Origin of the sequence: Enterococcus sp. 2G9_DIV0600 (genome assembly GCF_002140615.1) — a bacterium.
Taxonomy (GTDB): domain Bacteria; phylum Bacillota; class Bacilli; order Lactobacillales; family Enterococcaceae; genus Enterococcus_D; species Enterococcus_D innesii.
Genome location: NZ_NGLL01000001.1, coordinates 2,609,325 through 2,629,936, shown reverse-complemented (window position 1 = coordinate 2,629,936; position 20,612 = coordinate 2,609,325). Strand labels below are relative to the sequence as shown.

Here is a 20,612-nt window from a genome sequence, read left to right as displayed (position 1 = left end):
AAAGCGGGTATAATGGAACTCGTTGAAACAACCAGAGAGGAAGTCACGTAAACCATGATGAAGGAAAATGCCTTTCAAGTAAGTATTCTAGCCAGCGGAAGCTCAGGAAATTCGCTCTATATCGAAAGCAATAAAAAGCGGATCTTAGTGGATGCCGGTTTGAGTGGCAAGAAAATCACTTCATTATTGGATGAAGTAGGGCGGAAACCAGAAGACTTGGACGCCATTCTTGTGACCCACGAACATCGAGATCATATCCACGGTGTCGGAGTACTGGCGCGAAAATACAAACTTGATGTCTATGCGAATACAAAAACATGGCAAGCGATGGATCCAATGATCGGTAACGTCGCTGTCGAACAAAAACATATCTTTGAAATGGGAAAAGTGCTGACCTTGGGTGACTTGGACATTGAAAGCTTTGGCGTCTCTCACGATGCTGCAGCGCCGCAATTTTATCGTTTCCATAAAGACGGCAAATCATTCGTGATGTTGACGGATACCGGTTATTGCAGCGATCATGTGCGAGGCATTATCAAGGGCGCCGATGCGTACCTTGTGGAAAGCAACCATGACCTAGAAATGCTGCGAATGGGGCCTTACCCATGGAGCCTCAAACAGCGAATTCTTGGAGACCGTGGTCACTTATCGAATGAAGATGGCGCTCTGGTCATGACGGATATCTTGACCGACAATACCAAACGGGTCTATCTTGGTCATTTAAGTAAAGAAAACAACTTGAAAGAGTTGGCGCACTTAACGATGGTCAACACCATGAAAGAACATGATCTAGGTGTTGGAGAAACATTTGAAGTCTATGATACCGATCCTGACAAAGCGACGGAGTTATTTGCAATCTAATCGATCAACAAAGGATAAAATTGTCGGGTGGAGGCAGCAGGTATGTTTGATGAAGAAAAAATCAAGCGTCTGAACGAGCTTGAAATGGCTGTTTATAAGTACATTGTCCAGCATTTTGAAGAGATCGATCAACTGACGATCCGCGAATTGTCAGCTGCATGCCATGTCTCGACCTCGACGATTTTACGATGTATCACGAAATTAGGCTATCGCGGGTATTCAGAGTTAAAGTATGCGATCTGTCAAAAAAAGGAACAAGATGCACGAGCGTTTGATCTTTTCTATGATGCAACGATCCAAGTCAATACATTCTTAAAAAAAGTCAATAATGAAGATTACCGTAAGTTTATCCAGCCAGCGGTAGAACTGATTCTTTCCGCACGCCATGTGGCGTTTTCAGGTATCGGCACAAGTGGCATTCTTGGCACCTATGGCAGCCGCTATTTTGCTAATTTAGGCATCAATGCCTATAGCATCGTCGATCCCTTTTTGCCAGTACCGCCTCGTGGGATGGAAAATACGTTAGCGATCATTTTATCAGTTTCGGGGGAAACCATTCAAATGATCAAGCAAACGGAGGACTTCAAACGGTATGGGGCAAAAGTACTCAGTATCACCAATGATGAAAAATCGACGATCGCCCAAATGGCAGATTACAATATTTCCTACTATATGCCCGTCGTCAGTGGGGGAAAAGAAGTCGATTTGAACCTGACGACGCAAGTCCCGGTGATTACACTGATCGAACTTTTAGCCCATCAAGTCTACAAGCAAATCTAAGTGATCGTAAAAAAACAGCTTCGGCTGTTTTTTTTGTTGGAACATGTTTCATAACGTAGAAAAGCTATAGGCAAGGGGAATATTATCCATTAAGATTTATTTGTAAGCGAATTCACTGTCCGGTGGATAGAATTTTATTTTAGGAGTGATGTGAGATGAACGAATGGATCAATGAGAAATTATTACCCCCAATATTAAAATTTGTCAATACGAAAGCAATCACTGCATTAAGAAACGGTATGCTCTATACGATGCCCTTTTCAATCGTAGGATCGATTTTCCTACTATTAGCAAACTTTCCCGTCCAGTCGATTGCGGATTGGGTAACGAATAGCGGCTTAGGTGAATACTTCAACCAAGCCTATGGCGCCTCTTTTGCAATTATGGCCTTTTTCGCCGTAATGGGCATCGCCTATTCATATGTAAAAGCAGAAGGTTACGAAGGACTCCCTGCAGGAATGATTGGTTTAGTTATTTTCTTATTAACTATGGAGTCAAGTGTGACGGATGCTGAAGCAAATGTAACCATCGCAAATGTCATTGATAAAACATGGACCGGTGGACAAGGCATGATCAGTGCCATCTTAGTGGGACTTTTTGTGGGCTGGGGCTATACTTGGTTCTTAAAACGCGACATCCGGATCAAACTGCCAGAACAAGTACCCACCAATGTCGCAAACTCATTTACAGCGTTGATTCCGGCCGCTGTTTTGACGACCATCGCATTAGGCATTTATGTTTTCTTTGATAAGGTCTTTCAGACAACCGTGGTCGAATGGATCTACACCGTGATTCAAAGTCCGATGCAAGGTGTGACGGATTCCCTTGGCGGTGCCTTGATGCTAGGCTTCTTAGTGCCATTCTTGTGGTTCTTCGGGGTTCATGGTTCGACGATCGTGGGCGGTATCATGGGGCCGATTTTACAAGCCAATTCATTAGCCAATACGGCTATTCTTGAATCTGGTAAAGCATTGACATTAGAAAATGGCGGACACATCGTGACCCAGCAGTTTTTGGATCAATTTATGACGGTAACCGGCGCAGGAATGACGATTGGGATCGTGCTATACATGGTGGCTTTTGCCCGTTCGGCGCAGTTCAAACAATTAGGACGTCTTTCCTTGATCCCGGCATTCTTTAATATCAATGAACCAATTATTTTTGCGACACCGATCGTCATGAACCCAATCATGGTATTACCATTTATTTTGACACCGATGGTTTCAGGCGTGATCACGTATTTTGCACTTTATACCGGTATCGTACCGCTATTTACTGCTGTGCAAGTTCCCTGGACGACCCCGCCGATCATTTCAGGTTTTCTAGTAGGTGGCATTCGGACCGCTATCTTACAATTTGTTGTTTTAGCAATCGGCTTCTTTATTTACTATCCTTTCATTCGTAAGGTCGATAGTTTGAACTATAAACAAGAAACAGAGATTGTTTAATACCAAGGAAGCAGGTTGAATAGAAATGAATAAACTAAGAAGCGATTTTTTATGGGGTGGCGCAGTCGCTGCTCACCAATTGGAAGGCGGCTATCGTGCGGGTGGAAAAGGCGTGAGTGTCGCTGATGTCATGACTGTCGGAGGCAACGGAATTCCTCGCCGAATCACGGAAGGTATCCAACCGGGCGAAAGCTATCCCAATCATGAAGCGATCGATTTTTATCATCGGTATCCTGAAGACATCAAGCTTTTTGCCGAATTAGGGTTGAAGTGCTTCCGAACATCGATTGCCTGGACCCGTATTTTTCCAAAGGGGGATGAGCGCGAGCCGAATGAGGAAGGCCTGGCCTTTTATGATCAATTATTCGATGAGTGTTTACGCTATGGCATTGAGCCAGTCATTACCCTGTCTCACTTTGAAATGCCTTATCATTTAGTTACCGAATACGGAGGTTGGCGTAACCGTAAATTGATCGATTTGTTTGTCCGCTTTGCAGAAGTTTGTTTTACGCGCTATCAAAAGAAAGTGAAGTATTGGATGACCTTCAATGAAATCAATAATCAAGCAAACTATAAAGAAGATTTTGCGCCATTTACCAATTCTGGTCTGTTCTTTACGGAAGGAGAAGACCGAGAAAAAGTCATGTACCAAGCAGCTCATTACGAGCTCGTTGCCAGTGCAAAAGCGGTGGCGCTAGGACATGCGATCAATCCTACGTTTCAAATCGGATCGATGATTGCGATGTGCCCAATCTATCCGTATTCTTGCGATCCCAAAGACATGATGGCAGCCACGGTGGCCATGCAACGGCGCTATTGGTTTTCAGATGTTCATGCCCGTGGGCACTATCCGAGTTATATGCGCAGCTATTTTGAAAGAAAACAATTTGATTTAGATATCACCCCTGAAGATGAAGCAGCTTTGGCGAAAGGTTGTGTTGACTACATTGGTTTTAGCTACTATATGTCTTTTGCGATCAAAGGCAAGGAGAATGATCCAACCTATGACTATGATGAGAGCCAAGATCTGGTGGACAATCCTTATGTCGATGCTTCTGAATGGGGCTGGCAGATTGATCCCGTAGGCCTGCGCTATGCCATGAACTGGTTTAACGAACGCTACGAATTGCCACTTTTCATTGTAGAAAATGGCTTTGGTGCGGTGGATACGGTGGAAGAGGATGGACAGATCCACGATGACTACCGTATTGACTACCTGAAAGCCCATATCGAAATGATGAAAGAAGCAGTAGCTTATGATGGCGTCGACTTATTAGGTTATACACCGTGGGGCATCATTGACTTGGTTTCTGCGGGGACAGGGGAAATGAAGAAACGCTATGGTGTGATCTATGTGGACAAAGACAATGAAGGAAATGGAACCCTTGCTCGTCAGAAGAAAGATTCATTTGCATGGTATCAGCAAGTGATTGCGTCCAATGGCACGAAGGTCTAAAGAAAAAAACGTTACGCAAAATTTCTGCGTAGCGTTTTTTCTTTAGGGCATTTGGATATAGCCGTAATGAAGCAATAACTGAATAATAATAACTAAAGTGTTCATTCCCACATGGGTGATCATGGAAGTCCAAATACTGCCGGTCAAAGCATAAAGCCCAGAAAAGAACAGTCCTAAGAAAATATAGACTAAGAGATGATTGTCATTGTGGGCAAAGGCAAAGGCTACGGCGCTGACCACTACACCAACCCAAACATTGCTGTATTTCCCAATGATGCCAACTAAGGCTCTGCGGAAGACAAATTCCTCCATAATTGGCCCACCGACCATTGCTGCGAGAGCAAAGAGTGGGTTTTGCACCACGATGGCAATAATGTTTTCGGTATTTTGTGAAGCGCTGACTTCTCCGAAAAAGGATTCGACAAAGATGGCTAGATTTTGCAACAAAATCGCTGCGACAATGCCGGTTAGCCCGTAAATAAGAATCGCTGAGACTTTGGTTTTTTTGTGTTCAAACGATAGCGGTTCTGTTTGTTTGAAATACAAGAAAAACATGATCGCTGCACCAGCTAAGTAACCGATCGTTGTTGCTGCTACTTGATGTCCGCTAGGGACGAAGGCGATCGGTAGAAAAAAGACGATGCCGTAAGTAAGAATCGTGGACAAAGAATATTTTGATAAAGACATAGTTGTTTCCTCACACTCCTTTGCTTCATTATAGACTAGGTTGCTTCTAGAAACAAAAAATCCTACTATATTTATCAATCAATTAGAAATGCAAAAAAAATTTAGCAAAAGGCTTGCAAAAATTTGGGAAAATGAGTAATATTGAAACTGTAAGTTAGCACTCGATACAAGAGAGTGCTAATGCTAAATTCTATAACATTCATTGGAGGGATTTATCGTGTTAAGACCATTAGGTGATCGTGTGATTATCGAAGTCGCAAAAGAAGAAGAAAAAACTGTAGGCGGAATCGTGCTTGCATCAGCAGCAAAAGAAAAACCACAAACGGGTACCGTTATTGCAGTCGGCGAAGGACGCACGCTCGAAAACGGTGAAAAAGCTCCTGTTGCTGTCAACGTTGGCGAACAAGTAATGTTCGAAAAATACGCTGGCACAGAAGTGAAATATGAAGGAACAGAATATTTGATCGTTGCTGCAAAAGATATCATTGCAGTAGTAGAATAAGAAAAATAAAAAATACTTGAGGTGATGAAATCATGGCAAAAGAAATCAAATTTGCAGAAGACGCACGCGCAGCAATGCTTCGTGGGGTAGATAAATTAGCAGATACAGTAAAAGTAACCTTAGGCCCTAAAGGTCGTAACGTGGTTTTAGAAAAATCTTACGGTTCACCATTGATCACAAATGACGGTGTAACGATCGCTAAAGAAATCGAATTAGAAGATCATTTTGAAAACATGGGCGCAAAACTTGTTTCTGAAGTCGCTTCAAAAACAAACGATATCGCTGGTGACGGAACAACGACTGCTACGTTATTGACACAAGCAATCGTTCGTGAAGGATTGAAAAATGTCACCGCTGGTGCGAACCCATTAGGTATTCGTCGTGGGATCGAAATGGCAACAAAAGTGGCTGTAGAAGAGCTACACAACATTTCATCAATCGTTGATTCAAAAGAAGCAATCGCACAAGTTGGTGCTGTTTCTTCTGGTAGTGAAAAAGTTGGTCAATACATCGCTGATGCAATGGAAAAAGTCGGCAATGACGGTGTTATCACTATTGAAGAATCAAAAGGGATCGAAACAGAATTAGATGTTGTGGAAGGAATGCAATTTGATCGTGGTTACTTATCACAATACATGGTAACTGACAACGATAAAATGGAAGCAGCGTTAGAAAATCCATACATCTTGATCACTGACAAAAAAATCTCTAACATCCAAGATATCTTGCCATTGTTAGAACAAATCTTACAACAATCAAAACCATTATTGATCATCGCTGATGACGTTGATGGCGAAGCATTACCAACACTTGTATTGAACAAAATCCGTGGAACATTCAATGTTGTTGCAGTGAAAGCACCAGGATTTGGTGACCGTCGTAAAGCAATGCTAGAAGACATTGCGATCTTAACTGGTGGTACAGTGATCACTGAAGACTTAGGTCTTGAGCTGAAAGATGCAACCATCGATAACTTAGGTCAAGCAAGCAAAGTGGTTGTGGATAAAGACAACACAACAATCGTTGAAGGTGCTGGTGAAAAAGAAGCAATTGACGCACGCGTTCAATTGATTAAAAACCAAATCGCTGATACAACTTCTGACTTTGACCGTGAAAAACTACAAGAACGCTTAGCAAAACTTGCTGGTGGGGTTGCTGTGATCAAAGTTGGGGCACCAACTGAAACTGAATTGAAAGAATTGAAATTACGTATTGAAGATGCATTGAATGCAACACGTGCCGCTGTTGAAGAAGGCATGGTCTCAGGTGGGGGAACTGCCTTAGTCAATGTCATCAACAAAGTTGCAGAAATCGAAACAGATGGCGATGCAGCAACAGGTGTCAAAATCGTTTTACGTGCCTTAGAAGAACCAGTTCGTCAAATTGCTGAAAATGCAGGCTACGAAGGTTCAGTCATCATCGACAAATTGAAAAACGCTGACTTAGGCGTTGGTTTCAATGCAGCAACTGGCGAATGGGTAAACATGCTAGAAGCTGGGATCGTTGACCCAACAAAAGTGACGCGTTCTGCATTACAAAACGCAGCTTCTGTTGCCGCATTATTGTTAACGACTGAAGCAGTCGTTGCCGACAAACCAGAACCAGCAGCGCCAGCAGCTCCTGCAATGGACCCATCAATGGGTATGGGCGGCATGATGTAAGCAAGCCTTGAGAACTCCTCTTTTGAGGGGTTCTTTTTTTGTGCAATCAAAAAATACTTCAACACAGAAAAAGACAAAAAACCTTTCTTCTTAGTATTCTAAGCACCAAAGAATTGGTTCATTGCTTGAATAAAAGGAGAAAGGATTGGTAGATATAAGCTATCTATTTGTCTTGTAAAGGCAGCGAGTTTTGTAAGGAACGTCAATTACAACCGTTCCCAAAGTCCCTGCGCAAACCCAGAAATAAATTCGTAGAGAACCGGCAGTATCACCGAAACACATAAGACGACAAAGACCATTTTCTGAGCATCTGTTAATTGTTTGAGGAAATGGTTTTTTGTGAATAATAAATACGCGATACAGATAACGGCAAGCAGCTGCAAGAGATCAAATAAAATGGACAAGAAAATCACCTTTTCTGATTAGATTGAATGGACGATAGAATGATGGATTCTCTCAACATAGAGCAAAGAGTTGAATGATATGGTTCTGAGAAAACGTGAAGATCAACGTTTATAAAGAAACGGTATTTCGACGCCAAAGAATGCGAAGATCCCGCTTAAAAGAAAGTAAGTCAATAAGCCTAGATAAAAAAGGACTTTCCAATTCAATTTCTTTTTCATTCGATCCACTCCTTTTGTGTATCATAGCATAAAAAAACGATAATATAAATAAATAATCTAAAGATGCAAATTTGCATTTTTTAGCAAGTGTAAGCTCTCTCAAGCTACATTTTCGCTATCTTGAAAAACCTGAGCTAAAATAGAAAGAGGAACAAAATCATGGCTCACTTTGATTTTTAAATGAACAACGAGTCGAAAGAAGGAGACATTTCTTTGAAAAAACCATGGATAAAACGCAAAAAGAAGCAAAACGAAAATGAATTATTAACGGAACAGTCCGTTCAAGTCGAGCAAAGTCAAACGAGAGAAGAGCTGCAAGAAGAAGCGGAGTTTACTTCTTTTTTTGCGGATGTCATGAAGCGAATGCCGAAAAAATCGGCTGCCTTTGTGATGAAAGGCTATGACGGATCAAAAGCCCAGGCGGAAAAAGTGTTAGCGAAAAGTAAGGATCAATTTGATCAGGTGTTTGAGGAGTTTTTGGTGGGAGTAGATGATGAAACGCGAAAAAAAGCCCACCGCACGATCCATGCGGCTTCTTTGACGGCGGCGATCATCGGCTGTTCACCGATTCCCTTTTCAGACGCAGTGTTACTTGTACCGGTTCAAATGACGATGATGGCACGTTTGTATCTTATTTTTGGGCGAACATGGCGTGAAGGGTTAGCGAAAAGTATTTCGAAAGAGCTAGTCGTTGTGAGTTTTGGTCGCAGTGCCGTTGGCAATATCTTGAAATTTGTCCCAGCAGTCGGCACCGTTGCTGGAGCTGCGATCAATGCCAGTGTGGCTAGTGGTATCACCGAAGCATTAGGCTGGGTGACGGTCAAGATGCTGAATGATGGGGAAGATGTGTTTGAGCAAGTGATGTCCTTTAAAGGCCAATTTCACACGCTGTTCAATGCGTTGAAAGTTGGCAAGAAATCCAAGTGAGACAAACAGAAGAAGAACGAAGCAGGTCCAGAGGACTTGCTTTTGTTGCTTCTTTTTCTTCACAGCTGGTCATTCTTTTTCTGGCTTTCATCTGCCTTGTTTGTCTTCTATCTGATCTATTATGGTGCAACTAGGAATTACGAACGGATCTATCATATGTTTACGATGGCCTTTCTCTTCGTTTGTTTCGAGATGATTGCGGGGGTGATGCAGCTATTTACCAGCCTCCTGGCGGATGATAACCGCAGCAAGCTGAAGTATTTCCGTTTTGCCCCTTTTTACATGCTGTTTTACTGGATGATCAATGCCATAACGATCGTCACTACCTTTATTCCAGCCGTCAAAACCATCCTTGGCTACGGCAGCGGCGTTTGGGTCAGCCCTGAGCGAACGGCGAAAAAAACCGAAGAATCTTAATGAATTCACCTTCCCTGGACAATAAAAACAAGTCTGAGTTTTCTTCAGACTTGTTTTTTTGCCTTTAAGGTTCAGAAAGATAGTAAATCTCACGATTTTGGTATGGATAACGAGTTTGCGAAAATTCGAAGGGCCGTCCGTCGGAGAGACGAGCAACTTGTTCTAATTCTAAGATCGGATCATTGGGATCGACTTCTAAATATTTGATATCATAGGAATCCGCTTTGTCGGCACGGATTTTACGTATGGCGGGACCTATTTTGAGATGTAAGGAATCAGTGATATATCGATAGATCGAGTGTTCAAGGATCGCCATATCAATATCGGGAATGGTTTTGATGGGCATGATCGTGTACTCCAATTCAAAGGGTTCGTTATCAACATAGCGCAGTCGTACGATATCATAAACAGGTTCGTTTTCTCGCAAAGACAAGTAATCCATTTCGTTGGCTTCTGGAAACCGTACATTGAAACTAATGATTTTACTTTGCACTTTATGCCGCCCGCCATATCGGTTGACTAGACCGATATACTCATTGATCTGTCCTTGGTAGGTCGCTGAATTGACATAGGTGCCATGACCTCTTTTGGTGGAAATCAGGCCTTCTTGCTTCAGTTGATTTAGCGCTTTTTGGATCGTCATTCGCGAGGTTTGAAATCGTTTGGCTAACGCCGTTTGTTCCGGTAGTTTTGATAAAGCTGGAAAAACACCTTCATAAATATTCGTCCGCAACTGATCAACGATCTCTTTGTATTTTGTCATAGTCATCACTCCTTATGTAAAGAAATTCATGGACTTGAGTTTTGTTTGAAGGGGATAAAAACAAACTCTATCACCAAAGAATCAACTGCAATTCACATGTACAGAAAAAACTTTACATGTGTTTTCGAAAAATTTACATGCCGATTTCACCTAATTATAATAGGTTTTGTAAGCGAATACAAATAATGGAGGAATCAATATGACAACTTTTTACTGGGGGAACAGTGTCAGCAGTATGCAAACAGAAGGTGGTTGGAATGAAGGTGGTAAAAGCTTATCCGTTTATGATATACGGGAAGCTTCGGAACAGGCTAGCGATTGGCATGTAGCAAATGATAACTATCATGCGTATACAGAAGACTTTGATTATATGCAAGATTTGGGGATGAACATGTATCGTTTCCAAATTTCTTGGTCAAGGGTCGTTCACGATGGAGATGGTGCCTTTAATGAAGAAGGGATCGCCTATTACGATCGTTTTATTGATGATCTGTTAGCTCGAGGAATCGAGCCCATGATTTGTTTGTATCATTTTGATATGCCCCTGCATCTGGCGAAAACCTATAACGGGTTCATCAGCAAAGAAGTGAAGGACGCATTCATTCGCTTTGGAAAAGAAATGGTGGATCGTTTTGCGGATAAAGTCCATTATTGGTTAACCTTTAACGAACAAAATCTTTTCCACCAAGACCATGGTTTTAAGATCAGCGGCTATTTAGAAGGGGAAGAAACGACAGAAGAATTGTATCAGATTTTCCACAATGTCATGGTTTGCCATGCAGAACTCTGTAATTATCTTCATGAAACAACAAATGCGAAGATCGGCGGCATGCTGGCGTATTCTGAGGCGTATCCAGCGACTTGTCGTCCACAAGACATCAAAGCAGCAAGAGAGTTTGATGAATTTGCGAACTTTACTTTATTAGATTGCTATGCGCACGGCAAGTATTCGGCAGCACAAGACCGATACGTGAAAAATCATCAACTCAATATGAATATTTTACCTGGGGAATTAGAAGCGATCGCAGCGCAGAAAAATGATTACATTGCCTTTAGCTATTATGCTTCTTCTACCTTGAATGCTGAAAAAATTCCTGAAGGAACGCCGCCGAATCGGTACATGACTTTTGGAAAACAAGACAATCCGTATATCGAAACGACGGAATGGAATTGGCAAATTGATCCGCTCGGCTTCCGTGATGTCTTAAATAAAGTCTATCAGCGGTACCGCTTGCCAGTGTTTCCGATTGAAAACGGGATTGGTGTCAGAGAGCATTGGGATGGCAAAGAACCGATTCAAGATGATTACCGTATTGCCTATCATCAAGAGCATATTCGAGCGATGTTTGAAGCGATGGTGGAAGATGGAGTGGTCTGTCTTGGGTATCTTGGTTGGGGGCTGATCGACATTTTGAGCTCGCAAGGTGATATGGAGAAACGATACGGACTCGTGTATGTCAATCGTGGCAACCATGAGTTGCGAGATATGAAACGTGTACCGAAAAAATCGTATGAATGGTTCAAAGAAGTGATCAAAACGAATGGTAGTACGATCTATACAAACCCATATACAGAATAGGAGGAACAAAAATGGCAGCAGAAAAGCGCACGTTTTTAGATAAATTTACAGAGTTTTCGGTCCGTCTCGGCAATCAGGTTCATCTCAAAAGTCTTCGTGATGCGTTTGCGACCTTAATGCCTGCCTTTATTATCGCAGGGATCGCTGTGTTGTTTAATAATGTCTTCTTTCCATGGTTTTTAGAAGGGGCTGCCTTGGCGCGAATGCAAGTGTTTGGCAATTCCATCACCAATGGAACATTGAATATCGCCGGTCTGCTGATCGCCCCGATGATCGCTTATTTTCTTTGCCGCAACAAAAACAATCCGAGCGCCATCAATGCAACCTTTGTGGCAACGACTTGCTTAGTGGTCATGTTGGCGATGGTTCATGCCGTGATGCCAGAAGGCGCTCAAGCAGAAGTGACCATCAGTGGTGTGATGCTATTTGACGATGTCGGGACCAAAGGGATGTTTTCTGGAATCATTTGTGGGTTAGTTGCCACGGAATTATTTATTCGACTGTCAGAAAACAAGCACTTAAAAATCAATTTAGGGGATCAAGTTCCTCCTGCCGTCAGCAAATCCTTCAGCACGTTGATCCCTGCTATTTTGGTGATTTCCTTCTTTGCCGTAGTTGCGACCGTGCTAGCAGCCTTTGATACCGACCTGATTCAAATCATTTCAACAGTGATCCAAGAACCACTGCGTTTGTTGAACACATCGATTTTTGGGTTCTTGATCATCTATTCAACGGGCAATTTTCTGTTTACTTTAGGCATTCACCAAACCGTCATCAATGGCGCCTTGTTAGATCCATTGCTGTTAGTCAATATGAATGAAAACATGCAAGCCGTGCAAGAAGGCGCTACGCCACCCAATATCTTAAATTCAGCATTCGTGACGGTTTTCGCACAACTAGGCGGGACTGGATTTACGATCAGCTTGATCATTGCAGTGCTCTTATTCGTCCGCAATTACCAACCTTTTCGGGATGTCGTCAATCTATCCCTAGCTCCGGGTATTTTTAATATCAACGAGCCAATCATCTTTGGTTTACCGATCGTCTTCAATTTACCCATGATCATTCCCTTCGTTGCAAGTCCAATTGTTGCGACGTTGATTGGCTACTTTGCTACCGCAGTAGGATTCATTGAGCCGCTTTCTGTGATGGTTCCTTGGACGACACCACCAATTCTTAGTGCATTGTTGGCATCAAAAGGGGATTTTAAAGTTGTTTTGGTTCAAGTGATCATCATCGTCGTTTGTGTAGCAATCTATTTTCCATTTTTAAAAATCGCTCAACGGGTTGCAATCAAATCTGCTGAATTGGAGCGGGCAGAATAAACAAAACAGGATGAATCCTATACTAGAGTGACCTACAAAAGTTAGAACAAAATTCTAACGTTTTGAGGGTCACTATTTTTTGAGGTGATTTTTTTACTAAGTTTCTATTTTGAACTTTAATTAAATGGTATACTATCCCAAAAGGAGCGACTATGAAACTTTCAGAAATGCAAAAAGCGATTTATCAAAACAAAATCGATCACCAATTCAATGTCACAAATATTGAAAAAGAGTTTTTGGCTTTATATGGTGAAGTAGGGGAAGCCTTTGACGCGTATCGGAAGCAACAAGAGGTAGGAGAAGAATTGGCGGATGTGGCGATTTATCTTCTTGGGTTAGCGGAAATCCTTTCCATCGATCTTGAAGCAGAGATTCATAAAAAAATGGCCGTCAACCAAAAGCGTCGTTATTCGAGTTATGGCAATGGCTATGCCAAACGAATCGATAATTGATACACGCACAAAAACTAGTGGATTCCTCGAGTATAGGCCCTTACCGAAATAGAAATGGAAGCAGGAGATAGGATGGAAAAGAATGTAAGCATGCGTGAATTAACCACGGCGGATTTAGCAGAAGTCGTGGACCACTATATTGCCGTATTTTCAGCAGAACCATGGAATGACCAATTGACAGTGCCGCAAATCACCGACTATGTATCATCAATGATGGCAATGAATACTTTTATTGGTTATCGACTAACAGACCGAGCATCGAATGAATTGATTGGTCTTTCATTAGGCTTTATCAAGCCCTGGTATCAAGGAAAAGAGTATGTGATCGATACTTTTTTAATTACTGGCACGCACCAAGGAAAAGGCCTTGGTTCCACTTTTTTAGAAAGGATCAAAGAGGATCTGCTCAAGAAAGAGATTCCAACGATCCTGTTAGATACCGAAGAAAGTATGCCAGCAGCGGATTTTTACAAAAAGAATGGCTTTAAACCGCTACCAGATAATGTGAGCTATTATTTATCTCTAGAATAATAATAGCTTGTCAATAAATAAAAAAGTCTGCGAAAAAATCGCAGGCTTTATAGTTATGCACAGTTTCAACAGGTTTATCCACAATATGTTGTAGGAACATGTTTTCGCCTACTAAATATTGGGTGTGTGGTTTTTAGAAAAGGATTTCAAAGAGATTCTTATGGACCAATGAGCGTAAAAGTGAAAAAAGTACTGAACCGCTTATAGAATATAGCAAAATTTATCTAGATGAGAGGCTCTGTTGGTACCGATCAGCTAATTTCTATCATCTTCGCGATAGGTCTTGCGATACTGTAGCGGCGTTAAACCAAATTTACGCTGAAATCTTTTGCTAAAGTAGCTCAAGTGATTGAAGCCAACGTGGTAGCAGATGGTTGAGATCGGCTCATCCGTTTCGATCAATAGGTTTTTGGCTTGAGACAATCGATAATCAATCAGATAGTTGATTGGGGTCAATGTCGTGTATTGCCGAAAAAGGGCGGTACAAGTACGTGTATTGATGGCAGCAGCTTTAGCGATCGCAGGAACCGTTAATGGTTCTTGATAATGCTCATGGACAAATGCCAGCATTAAGTAGATAGTTTCTTTCTTTGGTGAAGCAGGTCTTGCAGCCATTAGCTGTGAAAGGGCAGCTAAAAACAATTCATAGAGAGTAAATCGTTGTTCAATAAGCAGAGGCAGACGCACGGTTTGAACAAATGCTTGATGTTGGGCGGTTAAGGTTAAGCGCCGATAGCTGCGGGTGCGATCGTGGACTAATTGTTCGATCGCTTCTTTAAAAACAGGGTCAGCAATAAAGCCTGAAGAAAAATCAAAGCAGCAATATCGGACGTTTTCTGAAGCTAAAACAGCACCATGGAGTACACGGCTATTAATAATGATCGCCTCATTCTTGCTTAGCAAAATTTGCTCGTCGTCTATCGTATACACGAAGCTACCTTCTTCGACCCATACAATTTGCAGCTCGTCGTGCCAATGCAGAGGCAATTTGTCGCCACGCTTTTGTTGCAAGCAACGTTGATAAATTGCGAAGGAGCGATTTGTAGATGTATGTTTGGTCGTTTCTTCGTTTTCTTCTGTGCGTTCAAAGTACATACCGCACCACCTTTTTACAGAATAGTGTTAAAAACAATCAGGATATTGACAAAAGTTCACTATCTGATTCGGTATAATACTAACAAAGTAAAGTGAAAGACAAAAGGAGTTTTTATGAAAAAAACAGTTGGGATTGTTTATGCTTGTTCAGCAGCAGCTTTGTGGGCAGTTTCTGGCATCGCTGGACAAATTTTATTTGCGAAATATAGTATTTCAGCAAATTGGCTCGTTTCAACACGATTGGTTCTTTCAGGGTGTTTGTTGCTAAGTATTGGGTTAAAGGATCGCGCCCGATTGATTTCCCCATTTCGTGAGAAAAAGGACTTCATTCAGCTGCTCTTGTTTTCTTTCTTAGGTATGTTTCTCGTTCAATTTACTTACTTTAAAACGATTGAGCAAAGCAATGCTTCATTTGCAACAATTATTCAATATACAGGACCTTTCTTTGTTTTACTCTATGCTGCGATAGCCAAAAGGCAGATCCCCTCTTTAAAGACATTTTTCTGGTTATTGGTAACCTTACTTGGCGTGACGGCTGTGGCATCAAAAGGACAGATTGAGCAATTAGCGACTTCCCAATCTGCGCTAGGCTGGGGGATAGCATCAGCGATATCACTAGCTTTTTATTCTATCCAGCCGCGTAAACTTTTGCAAAAATATGGGAGTTTACCAATTGTCGGCTGGGGGATGTTGATTGGTGGAGGCTTGGCGAATGTGGTTCATCCAATGTGGCAGATCGATAGTCAACTGAACGTTCAAGTGATTCTTTATTTGTTGGTGGTCATTTTATTTGGAACAGCACTAGCGTATTTGATTTTTTTAACAAGTTTACGCTATTTATCCTCAACACTTGCAACAGTTTTAACAGCAGTTGAGCCACTGCTGGCTGCTTTCTTATCGATCATTGTTTTTCATGATCACTTCACAGTGGTGGAGCTAGTAGGATTTATGGCAGTCATAGGGAGCATCATATGTTTACAAAAAAAATTGTGAAAAAAGACGAGATTCGCCAAAATCGGCGACGTCTCGTCTTTTTAATAAATCAACAGAAAAAGAAAACGCAGGAGTCTACGCTTTCTTTTTCTGTTCTTCTTTTTTCTTGTCTGTGGTCTGTACGGAATCTAGGGCTTTTTTGAAAATCTCTTCTTTTTTCGTTTTATAGTTATGTTGTCGTTCAGCATAAACTTTTTCTTTCGTCTTTGTTTTCATACTCGGTCACCTCTTCCTTTTTTTTAAGTATAGCATAATTTCACAAACTTATGCAAACGCTTGGTTTTATCCTTGGTATTATAATCTTTTTAATAAAATACATTGTGAAAATGTTTCTTTCGACAGAGATGAGTGACTTTTCTATCTAAAATTCGTATCCGATTGGAAGCGATTAGCTAGAAGATCGTGATCGTAACGTTAACACAAAGAAAAGAATTGTTCTTTTTGAAAAAACTTTTTACAGAGTTCCTCGTGTAAAAAAAGTGATTAATGGTTTGTATTGATAGCAATTTTCGAAGAATGGGATAAGAAAAGAAATGCTATTCAAATAACAGACCTGTTTTTCAAAAAGTGGGTTTATCTGCAAAAAAATTCCTGTTTTTATTCGCGAATTAAAATAACGTTGAATGAAATAGCGTTTTTCTGTAGTTTATAGAAATCTTTGTAAATAGAGTACCATTGAGCAACACCAAAGAGAAAGTGATCAAAAAGAATAACGCAGGAAAATAAATGACACGTTTTATTAAACGTAAATTAAAAAAATACAAAACGAAAACAATATCAAAAAATATTAATTTTTGTTAAAATGGGGTACAGGGGGTGTTTTATTGGAATCTCGGAAAATCAAACGTAAGCGTTTAGTGAAACAAAAACGGTCCCTTTTCGTACAAAAAGGATTGGGTATCACAGCAGCGTTAGCATCGACTTCAGGTGTCTTTACGTCTCTTGCTCATGCGACCGAAACGACAAACGCTTCGTCATCAACCATCACAACTGCTACTCTTGCCAGATCGTCAGCTGAAACGGCGATCAATCGACAATTTAAAACAACAGCTTCACTGAATGTTCGTTCAAATGCTTCAACAAGTGCCTCTATCGTAAGTGGCGTAGGAGCAAATACAACAATCACTGCGGTGGCTCAAAAGAACGGTACCTCAGTGAATGGCAATACAACATGGTATAAGCTATCAACAGGCGGCTGGATCTCAGGTGCTTATGTGAAAAGCACCTCAGGCTCTTCTTCTGCCAATACTGGCTCGTCCAATTCGTCGTCGTCTTCATCGGAAAAAGCAATTTCGAAATCAGTGAAAACGACCACTGCATTGAACGTCCGTTCAAATGCAACGACTAGTTCTAGTGTCGTACGTGGACTAAGCAGCAATGCGACGGTGAAAGTTGTTGCACAAAAGAGTGGAACGTCGGTGAATGGCACGACCACTTGGTACAAATTGTCCACAGGCGGTTGGATCACGGCAGCCTATGTCAAAGATGTTTCCAGCAGTTCGACAGGAAATAGTTCTTCTGGCGGCAACACAAGTGTTTCTGCAGAAACGGCTATCAACAAGAACGTGAAAACAACAGCGGCATTGAATGTCCGTTCGAGTGCCTCAACAAGTGGTAGTGTCGTTGGCAGCCTAAGCAACAGCACGACGGTGAAGGTCGTTGCCCAGAAAAATGGCACATCCGTTGGCGGCACCAATGTTTGGTACAAAGTATCGACTGGTGGCTGGATCACAGCGGCATATGTACGTGACGTCACGTCTAGTTCTGGAAATACAAGTAATAACAATAATTCAAACACAGGTTCAAGCAACACTGGTTCATCAAACGGCTCAAGCAATGCGAGTGAGCAAGCCATCAATAAAACGTTCCAAACAACCACTGGTATGAATGTCCGCTCAAATGCATCGACTTCTGCAAGTGTAGTCAGCAGTTTGGGCAGCAATGCGACCTTCAAAGCAGTCGCTCAAAAACAAGGTACGTCAGTCAATGGCAACGCCACTTGGTATAAGTTATCAACGGGTGGCTGGGTATCTGCAGCGTATGTGAAGGAAGTCAGTGCAACGACTCCTGGCAACAATAACAACGCAGGCAATTCCAATGTTCCGATGAGCGTGAACGGAGCAGCGATCGTTTCAGAAGCTAGAAAACATATTGGCACTCCTTATCAATGGGGAGGCAAAGGACCAGATGTCTTCGACTGTTCTGGGTTTACACGTTATGTCTTCTTAAAAGTGACGGGCAAAAACATCGGTGATTGGACAGTCCCACAAGAAAGCGCAGGGACGATCATTCCTGTCTCGCAAGCACAAGCTGGCGACTTGCTGTTCTGGGGTCAAAAAGGGAATACCTACCACGTAGCGATCGCTACCAGTAATACAAGCTATATCCATGCGCCAAGCACGGGTTATACAGTCACCGAAGCACAATCAGGCTTTTCGACTGCTAGCTTCGCTCTACGAGTGAAATAAATGTTTCATTGAATAGGCAAAGGGTTTGTCCTTTGTTAGAAACGCCCCTAAGAAAGCTGCCATCAGTTTTCTTAGGGGCGCTTTTTGGGTTGGGCGCAGATCTTTTTAAAAGGTGGGGCTTTGCCCTGTTTTTTTGACAAAAAGGCCGATTTGTCAAAATCACTTGTTTTTACTAGTACAAATTTTTGTCAAAAAAAATAGTTACTGATACCATAAAAACGTACCAATATTAGGAGGGATCTACATGAGATATACGAACGGAAATTACGAAGCTTTTGCAAGAAGCAGAAAACCGAAAGATGTCGAAAAGAAAGAAGCCTATATTGTTGGTGGGGGATTAGCAGGACTTGCTGCGGCAGTCTTCTTGATCCGTGACGGCCATATGGCGGGTGAGAAAATCCACGTCCTTGAAGAACTTTCTTTATCAGGCGGTTCATTAGACGGAAAATTCATTCCCCATGATGGATTTGTGACCCGCGGCGGTCGAGAAATGGAAAATCATTTTGAGTGTCTGTGGGATCTATTTCGCTCGATTCCATCTTTGGAGGTGGAAGATGCTTCGGTGCTAGATGAGTTTTACTGGTTGGACCACGATGATCCAAATTCGTCTAACTGTCGGATCATCCACAATCGCGGCCAACGAGCAGCAGATGATGGAGAATTTACCTTGTCTGCGACAGCACAAAAAGAATTAACCCAATTATTTATGACTTCAGAAGATCAATTGATCGGGAAAAAAATCGAAGATGTTTTTGGCGAAGAATTCTTTGAATCTAATTTTTGGCTATACTGGTGTACGATGTTCGCCTTTGAAAAATGGCATTCGGCGATTGAAATGCGCCGCTATGTGTTGCGTTTTGTGCACCATATCGATGGCTTGCCTGATTTTACTGCGTTAAAATTTACCCGTTACAACCAATATGAGTCATTGGTCAAACCACTACTTGCTTATTTGGAAGAACAAGGAGTTGACTTCCAATATGAATGCACCGTCAGCAATATCGATGTTCGGATCGTGGGCGAGGACAAAGTTGCTCAAAAACTTGTGCTAGAAAAAGCGGGGGTAATCGAAGAAATTCCTTTATCAGAAGATGACTTGGTCTTTGTTACCAACGGATCGATCACTGAAAGTTCCACGCAAGGGGACCATTATACTCCAGCGCCTATCTCAAAAGCACCTGGTGGCAGCTGGCGTTTATGGAAAAACTTGGCGGCGCAATCGCCTGAGTTTGGTCATCCAGAAGTCTTTTATGAAAACTTACCTGAAGAAAGCTGGTTTGTTTCGGCAACCGTGACTTGGCAGAATTTTGATGTGGAACCTTATTTAGAAAAATTGACCCATCGCAAGTTACGAACAGGCAGAATCGTCACTGGCGGGATCATCACCATCAAAGATTCCAATTGGATGATGAGCTTTGCGACCCATCGCCAACCGCACTTTAAAGAACAAAAAGACCAACAAACGATCACATGGGTGTATGGCTTGTTGTCAAATACACCAGGAAACTACATCAAAAAACCAATTGAACAATGTTCTGGACAAGAAATCGTGCAAGAACTGCTTTACCATTTAGGCGTGCCGGAAGCAGAAATCCAACGCATTTCAAAAGAATCAAGTGTGGCAGTTCCAGTCTACATGCCGTTTATCACTTCTTACTTCATGCTGCGTGAACCAGGAGATCGGCCATTGGTTATTCCAAATGGCTCCAAAAACTTAGCTTTTATCGGTAATTTCGCAGAGACTGAACGAGACACTGTATTTACAACAGAATATTCCGTTCGGACCGCCATGGAGGCTGTTTATCAGCTATTAGATGTGGAACGCGGGGTACCAGAAGTGTTTGCTTCCGCTTATGATCTACGTACTTTGGCCAAAGCTGTCTATTATCTGACCGATAAGAAAAAAATCACGGAAATGGAGCTGCCGTTTATCGAACGGAAACTCTTGGAAGGCTTCGTTAAGAAAACCGAACATACTTACATTGGCGATCTGTTGAAAGAAAACCATTTGATTTAAATAAAGTGCAACGACAACGAGGCGAAA

Annotated in this window: 19 protein-coding genes and 1 pseudogene; 15 read left to right on the top strand and 5 right to left on the bottom strand. The window is 41.9% G+C overall.

The annotated features are described in order from the left end of the window. The first annotated feature begins 54 nt into the window (after nt 1-54). The 4 genes from A5870_RS12620 to A5870_RS12605 all read left to right on the top strand — a co-directional run bounded on the left by A5870_RS12620 (nt 55) and on the right by A5870_RS12605 (nt 4,545). Nucleotides 55-861: an MBL fold metallo-hydrolase gene (locus A5870_RS12620; protein ID WP_005231151.1), complete on the top strand. Its 807-nt coding sequence runs from the start codon at nt 55-57 to the stop codon at nt 859-861. Nucleotides 862-903: 42 nt separating this feature from the next. Then, nucleotides 904-1,641 (top strand): MurR/RpiR family transcriptional regulator, encoded by a 738-nt coding sequence (locus A5870_RS12615; protein WP_010747610.1) that lies wholly within the window; start codon nt 904-906, stop codon nt 1,639-1,641. A 155-nt stretch (nt 1,642-1,796) separates the two neighbouring features. Beyond that, entirely contained in the window at nt 1,797-3,089 is a 1,293-nt protein-coding gene (locus A5870_RS12610; protein ID WP_086293172.1) for a PTS sugar transporter subunit IIC, read from the top strand. Nucleotides 3,090-3,114: 25 nt separating this feature from the next. Continuing rightward, nucleotides 3,115-4,545: a 6-phospho-beta-glucosidase gene (locus tag A5870_RS12605; protein WP_086293170.1), complete on the top strand. Its 1,431-nt coding sequence runs from the start codon at nt 3,115-3,117 to the stop codon at nt 4,543-4,545. A 42-nt stretch (nt 4,546-4,587) separates the two neighbouring features. On the opposite strand, the gene A5870_RS12600 is transcribed toward A5870_RS12605, so the two are convergent. Then, nucleotides 4,588-5,232, bottom strand: a complete 645-nt coding sequence (locus A5870_RS12600) for a CPBP family intramembrane glutamic endopeptidase (RefSeq protein ID WP_086293167.1) — start codon at nt 5,230-5,232, stop codon at nt 4,588-4,590. Nucleotides 5,233-5,449: 217 nt separating this feature from the next. Here A5870_RS12600 and groES point away from each other — a divergent pair, with 217 nt between their 5' ends. Further along, nucleotides 5,450-5,734 carry a co-chaperone GroES gene (gene groES / locus A5870_RS12595; RefSeq protein ID WP_005225291.1) on the top strand — a complete coding sequence of 95 codons (285 nt, stop codon included), beginning with the start codon at nt 5,450-5,452 and terminating at the stop codon, nt 5,732-5,734. Nucleotides 5,735-5,766: 32 nt separating this feature from the next. Further along, nucleotides 5,767-7,395 (top strand): chaperonin GroEL, encoded by a 1,629-nt coding sequence (groL, locus tag A5870_RS12590; protein ID WP_005237384.1) that lies wholly within the window; start codon nt 5,767-5,769, stop codon nt 7,393-7,395. A 206-nt stretch (nt 7,396-7,601) separates the two neighbouring features. Here the strand turns inward: groL and A5870_RS12585 are convergent, their stop codons facing one another. Continuing rightward, nucleotides 7,602-7,808: a hypothetical protein gene (locus A5870_RS12585; protein ID WP_254907651.1), complete on the bottom strand. Its 207-nt coding sequence runs from the start codon at nt 7,806-7,808 to the stop codon at nt 7,602-7,604. A 390-nt stretch (nt 7,809-8,198) separates the two neighbouring features. Between A5870_RS12585 and A5870_RS12580 the strand changes: the two genes are divergently transcribed. Both A5870_RS12580 and A5870_RS12575 read left to right on the top strand, forming a co-directional pair. Then, nucleotides 8,199-8,945, top strand: a complete 747-nt coding sequence (locus A5870_RS12580) for a YcjF family protein (RefSeq protein WP_086293162.1) — start codon at nt 8,199-8,201, stop codon at nt 8,943-8,945. Nucleotides 8,946-9,011: 66 nt separating this feature from the next. Next, nucleotides 9,012-9,362, top strand: a pseudogene (locus tag A5870_RS12575) (glycosyl transferase); the annotation flags it as partial. 64 nt (nt 9,363-9,426) lie between these two features. Here the strand turns inward: A5870_RS12575 and A5870_RS12570 are convergent. After that, complete coding sequence (locus A5870_RS12570; RefSeq protein ID WP_034868333.1) at nt 9,427-10,125, bottom strand: GntR family transcriptional regulator; 699 nt, start codon at nt 10,123-10,125, stop codon at nt 9,427-9,429. 199 nt (nt 10,126-10,324) lie between these two features. Between A5870_RS12570 and A5870_RS12565 the strand changes: the two genes are divergently transcribed. The 4 genes from A5870_RS12565 to A5870_RS12550 all read left to right on the top strand — a co-directional run bounded on the left by A5870_RS12565 (nt 10,325) and on the right by A5870_RS12550 (nt 14,012). Then, nucleotides 10,325-11,704: a glycoside hydrolase family 1 protein gene (locus tag A5870_RS12565; RefSeq protein WP_086293160.1), complete on the top strand. Its 1,380-nt coding sequence runs from the start codon at nt 10,325-10,327 to the stop codon at nt 11,702-11,704. A gap of 11 nt (nt 11,705-11,715) precedes the next feature. Next, entirely contained in the window at nt 11,716-13,029 is a 1,314-nt protein-coding gene (locus A5870_RS12560; protein ID WP_086293158.1) for a PTS sugar transporter subunit IIC, read from the top strand. Between the two features lie 152 nt (nt 13,030-13,181). Further along, the gene (locus tag A5870_RS12555) at nt 13,182-13,481 is read left to right on the top strand and encodes a MazG-like family protein (protein WP_086293156.1); all 300 of its coding nucleotides are present in this window, start codon (nt 13,182-13,184) and stop codon (nt 13,479-13,481) included. A gap of 72 nt (nt 13,482-13,553) precedes the next feature. Next, complete coding sequence (locus A5870_RS12550) at nt 13,554-14,012, top strand: GNAT family N-acetyltransferase (RefSeq protein ID WP_005225310.1); 459 nt, start codon at nt 13,554-13,556, stop codon at nt 14,010-14,012. Between the two features lie 255 nt (nt 14,013-14,267). On the opposite strand, the gene A5870_RS12545 is transcribed toward A5870_RS12550, so the two are convergent. Continuing rightward, complete coding sequence (locus tag A5870_RS12545; RefSeq protein ID WP_086293154.1) at nt 14,268-15,107, bottom strand: AraC family transcriptional regulator; 840 nt, start codon at nt 15,105-15,107, stop codon at nt 14,268-14,270. 114 nt (nt 15,108-15,221) lie between these two features. On the opposite strand from A5870_RS12545, the gene A5870_RS12540 reads away from it, so the two are divergent. After that, nucleotides 15,222-16,100, top strand: coding sequence for a DMT family transporter (locus A5870_RS12540; RefSeq protein WP_086293152.1), 879 nt, complete (start codon nt 15,222-15,224; stop codon nt 16,098-16,100). 75 nt (nt 16,101-16,175) lie between these two features. On the opposite strand, the gene A5870_RS17395 is transcribed toward A5870_RS12540, so the two are convergent. Next, nucleotides 16,176-16,316: a hypothetical protein gene (locus A5870_RS17395; protein ID WP_170920126.1), complete on the bottom strand. Its 141-nt coding sequence runs from the start codon at nt 16,314-16,316 to the stop codon at nt 16,176-16,178. A 608-nt stretch (nt 16,317-16,924) separates the two neighbouring features. Here A5870_RS17395 and A5870_RS12535 point away from each other — a divergent pair. Further along, a complete protein-coding gene (locus tag A5870_RS12535) occupies nt 16,925-18,568 on the top strand; it encodes a C40 family peptidase (protein ID WP_086293150.1) in 1,644 nt (547 codons plus the stop codon). A 244-nt stretch (nt 18,569-18,812) separates the two neighbouring features. Next, nucleotides 18,813-20,585: an oleate hydratase gene (locus A5870_RS12530; protein ID WP_086293148.1), complete on the top strand. Its 1,773-nt coding sequence runs from the start codon at nt 18,813-18,815 to the stop codon at nt 20,583-20,585. Nucleotides 20,586-20,612: the final 27 nt, after the last annotated feature.

Coding starts and splice junctions, on each gene's coding strand:
- A5870_RS12620 (WP_005231151.1), top strand. CDS start 55: ATGATGAAGGAAAATGCCTTTCAAGTAAGTATTCTAGCCAGCGGAAGC.
- A5870_RS12615 (WP_010747610.1), top strand. CDS start 904: ATGTTTGATGAAGAAAAAATCAAGCGTCTGAACGAGCTTGAAATGGCT.
- A5870_RS12610 (WP_086293172.1), top strand. CDS start 1,797: ATGAACGAATGGATCAATGAGAAATTATTACCCCCAATATTAAAATTT.
- A5870_RS12605 (WP_086293170.1), top strand. CDS start 3,115: ATGAATAAACTAAGAAGCGATTTTTTATGGGGTGGCGCAGTCGCTGCT.
- A5870_RS12600 (WP_086293167.1), bottom strand. CDS start 5,232: ATGTCTTTATCAAAATATTCTTTGTCCACGATTCTTACTTACGGCATC.
- groL (WP_005237384.1), top strand. CDS start 5,767: ATGGCAAAAGAAATCAAATTTGCAGAAGACGCACGCGCAGCAATGCTT.
- A5870_RS12580 (WP_086293162.1), top strand. CDS start 8,199: ATGAACAACGAGTCGAAAGAAGGAGACATTTCTTTGAAAAAACCATGG.
- A5870_RS12570 (WP_034868333.1), bottom strand. CDS start 10,125: ATGACAAAATACAAAGAGATCGTTGATCAGTTGCGGACGAATATTTAT.
- A5870_RS12565 (WP_086293160.1), top strand. CDS start 10,325: ATGACAACTTTTTACTGGGGGAACAGTGTCAGCAGTATGCAAACAGAA.
- A5870_RS12560 (WP_086293158.1), top strand. CDS start 11,716: ATGGCAGCAGAAAAGCGCACGTTTTTAGATAAATTTACAGAGTTTTCG.
- A5870_RS12555 (WP_086293156.1), top strand. CDS start 13,182: ATGAAACTTTCAGAAATGCAAAAAGCGATTTATCAAAACAAAATCGAT.
- A5870_RS12550 (WP_005225310.1), top strand. CDS start 13,554: ATGGAAAAGAATGTAAGCATGCGTGAATTAACCACGGCGGATTTAGCA.
- A5870_RS12545 (WP_086293154.1), bottom strand. CDS start 15,107: ATGTACTTTGAACGCACAGAAGAAAACGAAGAAACGACCAAACATACA.
- A5870_RS12540 (WP_086293152.1), top strand. CDS start 15,222: ATGAAAAAAACAGTTGGGATTGTTTATGCTTGTTCAGCAGCAGCTTTG.
- A5870_RS17395 (WP_170920126.1), bottom strand. CDS start 16,316: ATGAAAACAAAGACGAAAGAAAAAGTTTATGCTGAACGACAACATAAC.
- A5870_RS12530 (WP_086293148.1), top strand. CDS start 18,813: ATGAGATATACGAACGGAAATTACGAAGCTTTTGCAAGAAGCAGAAAA.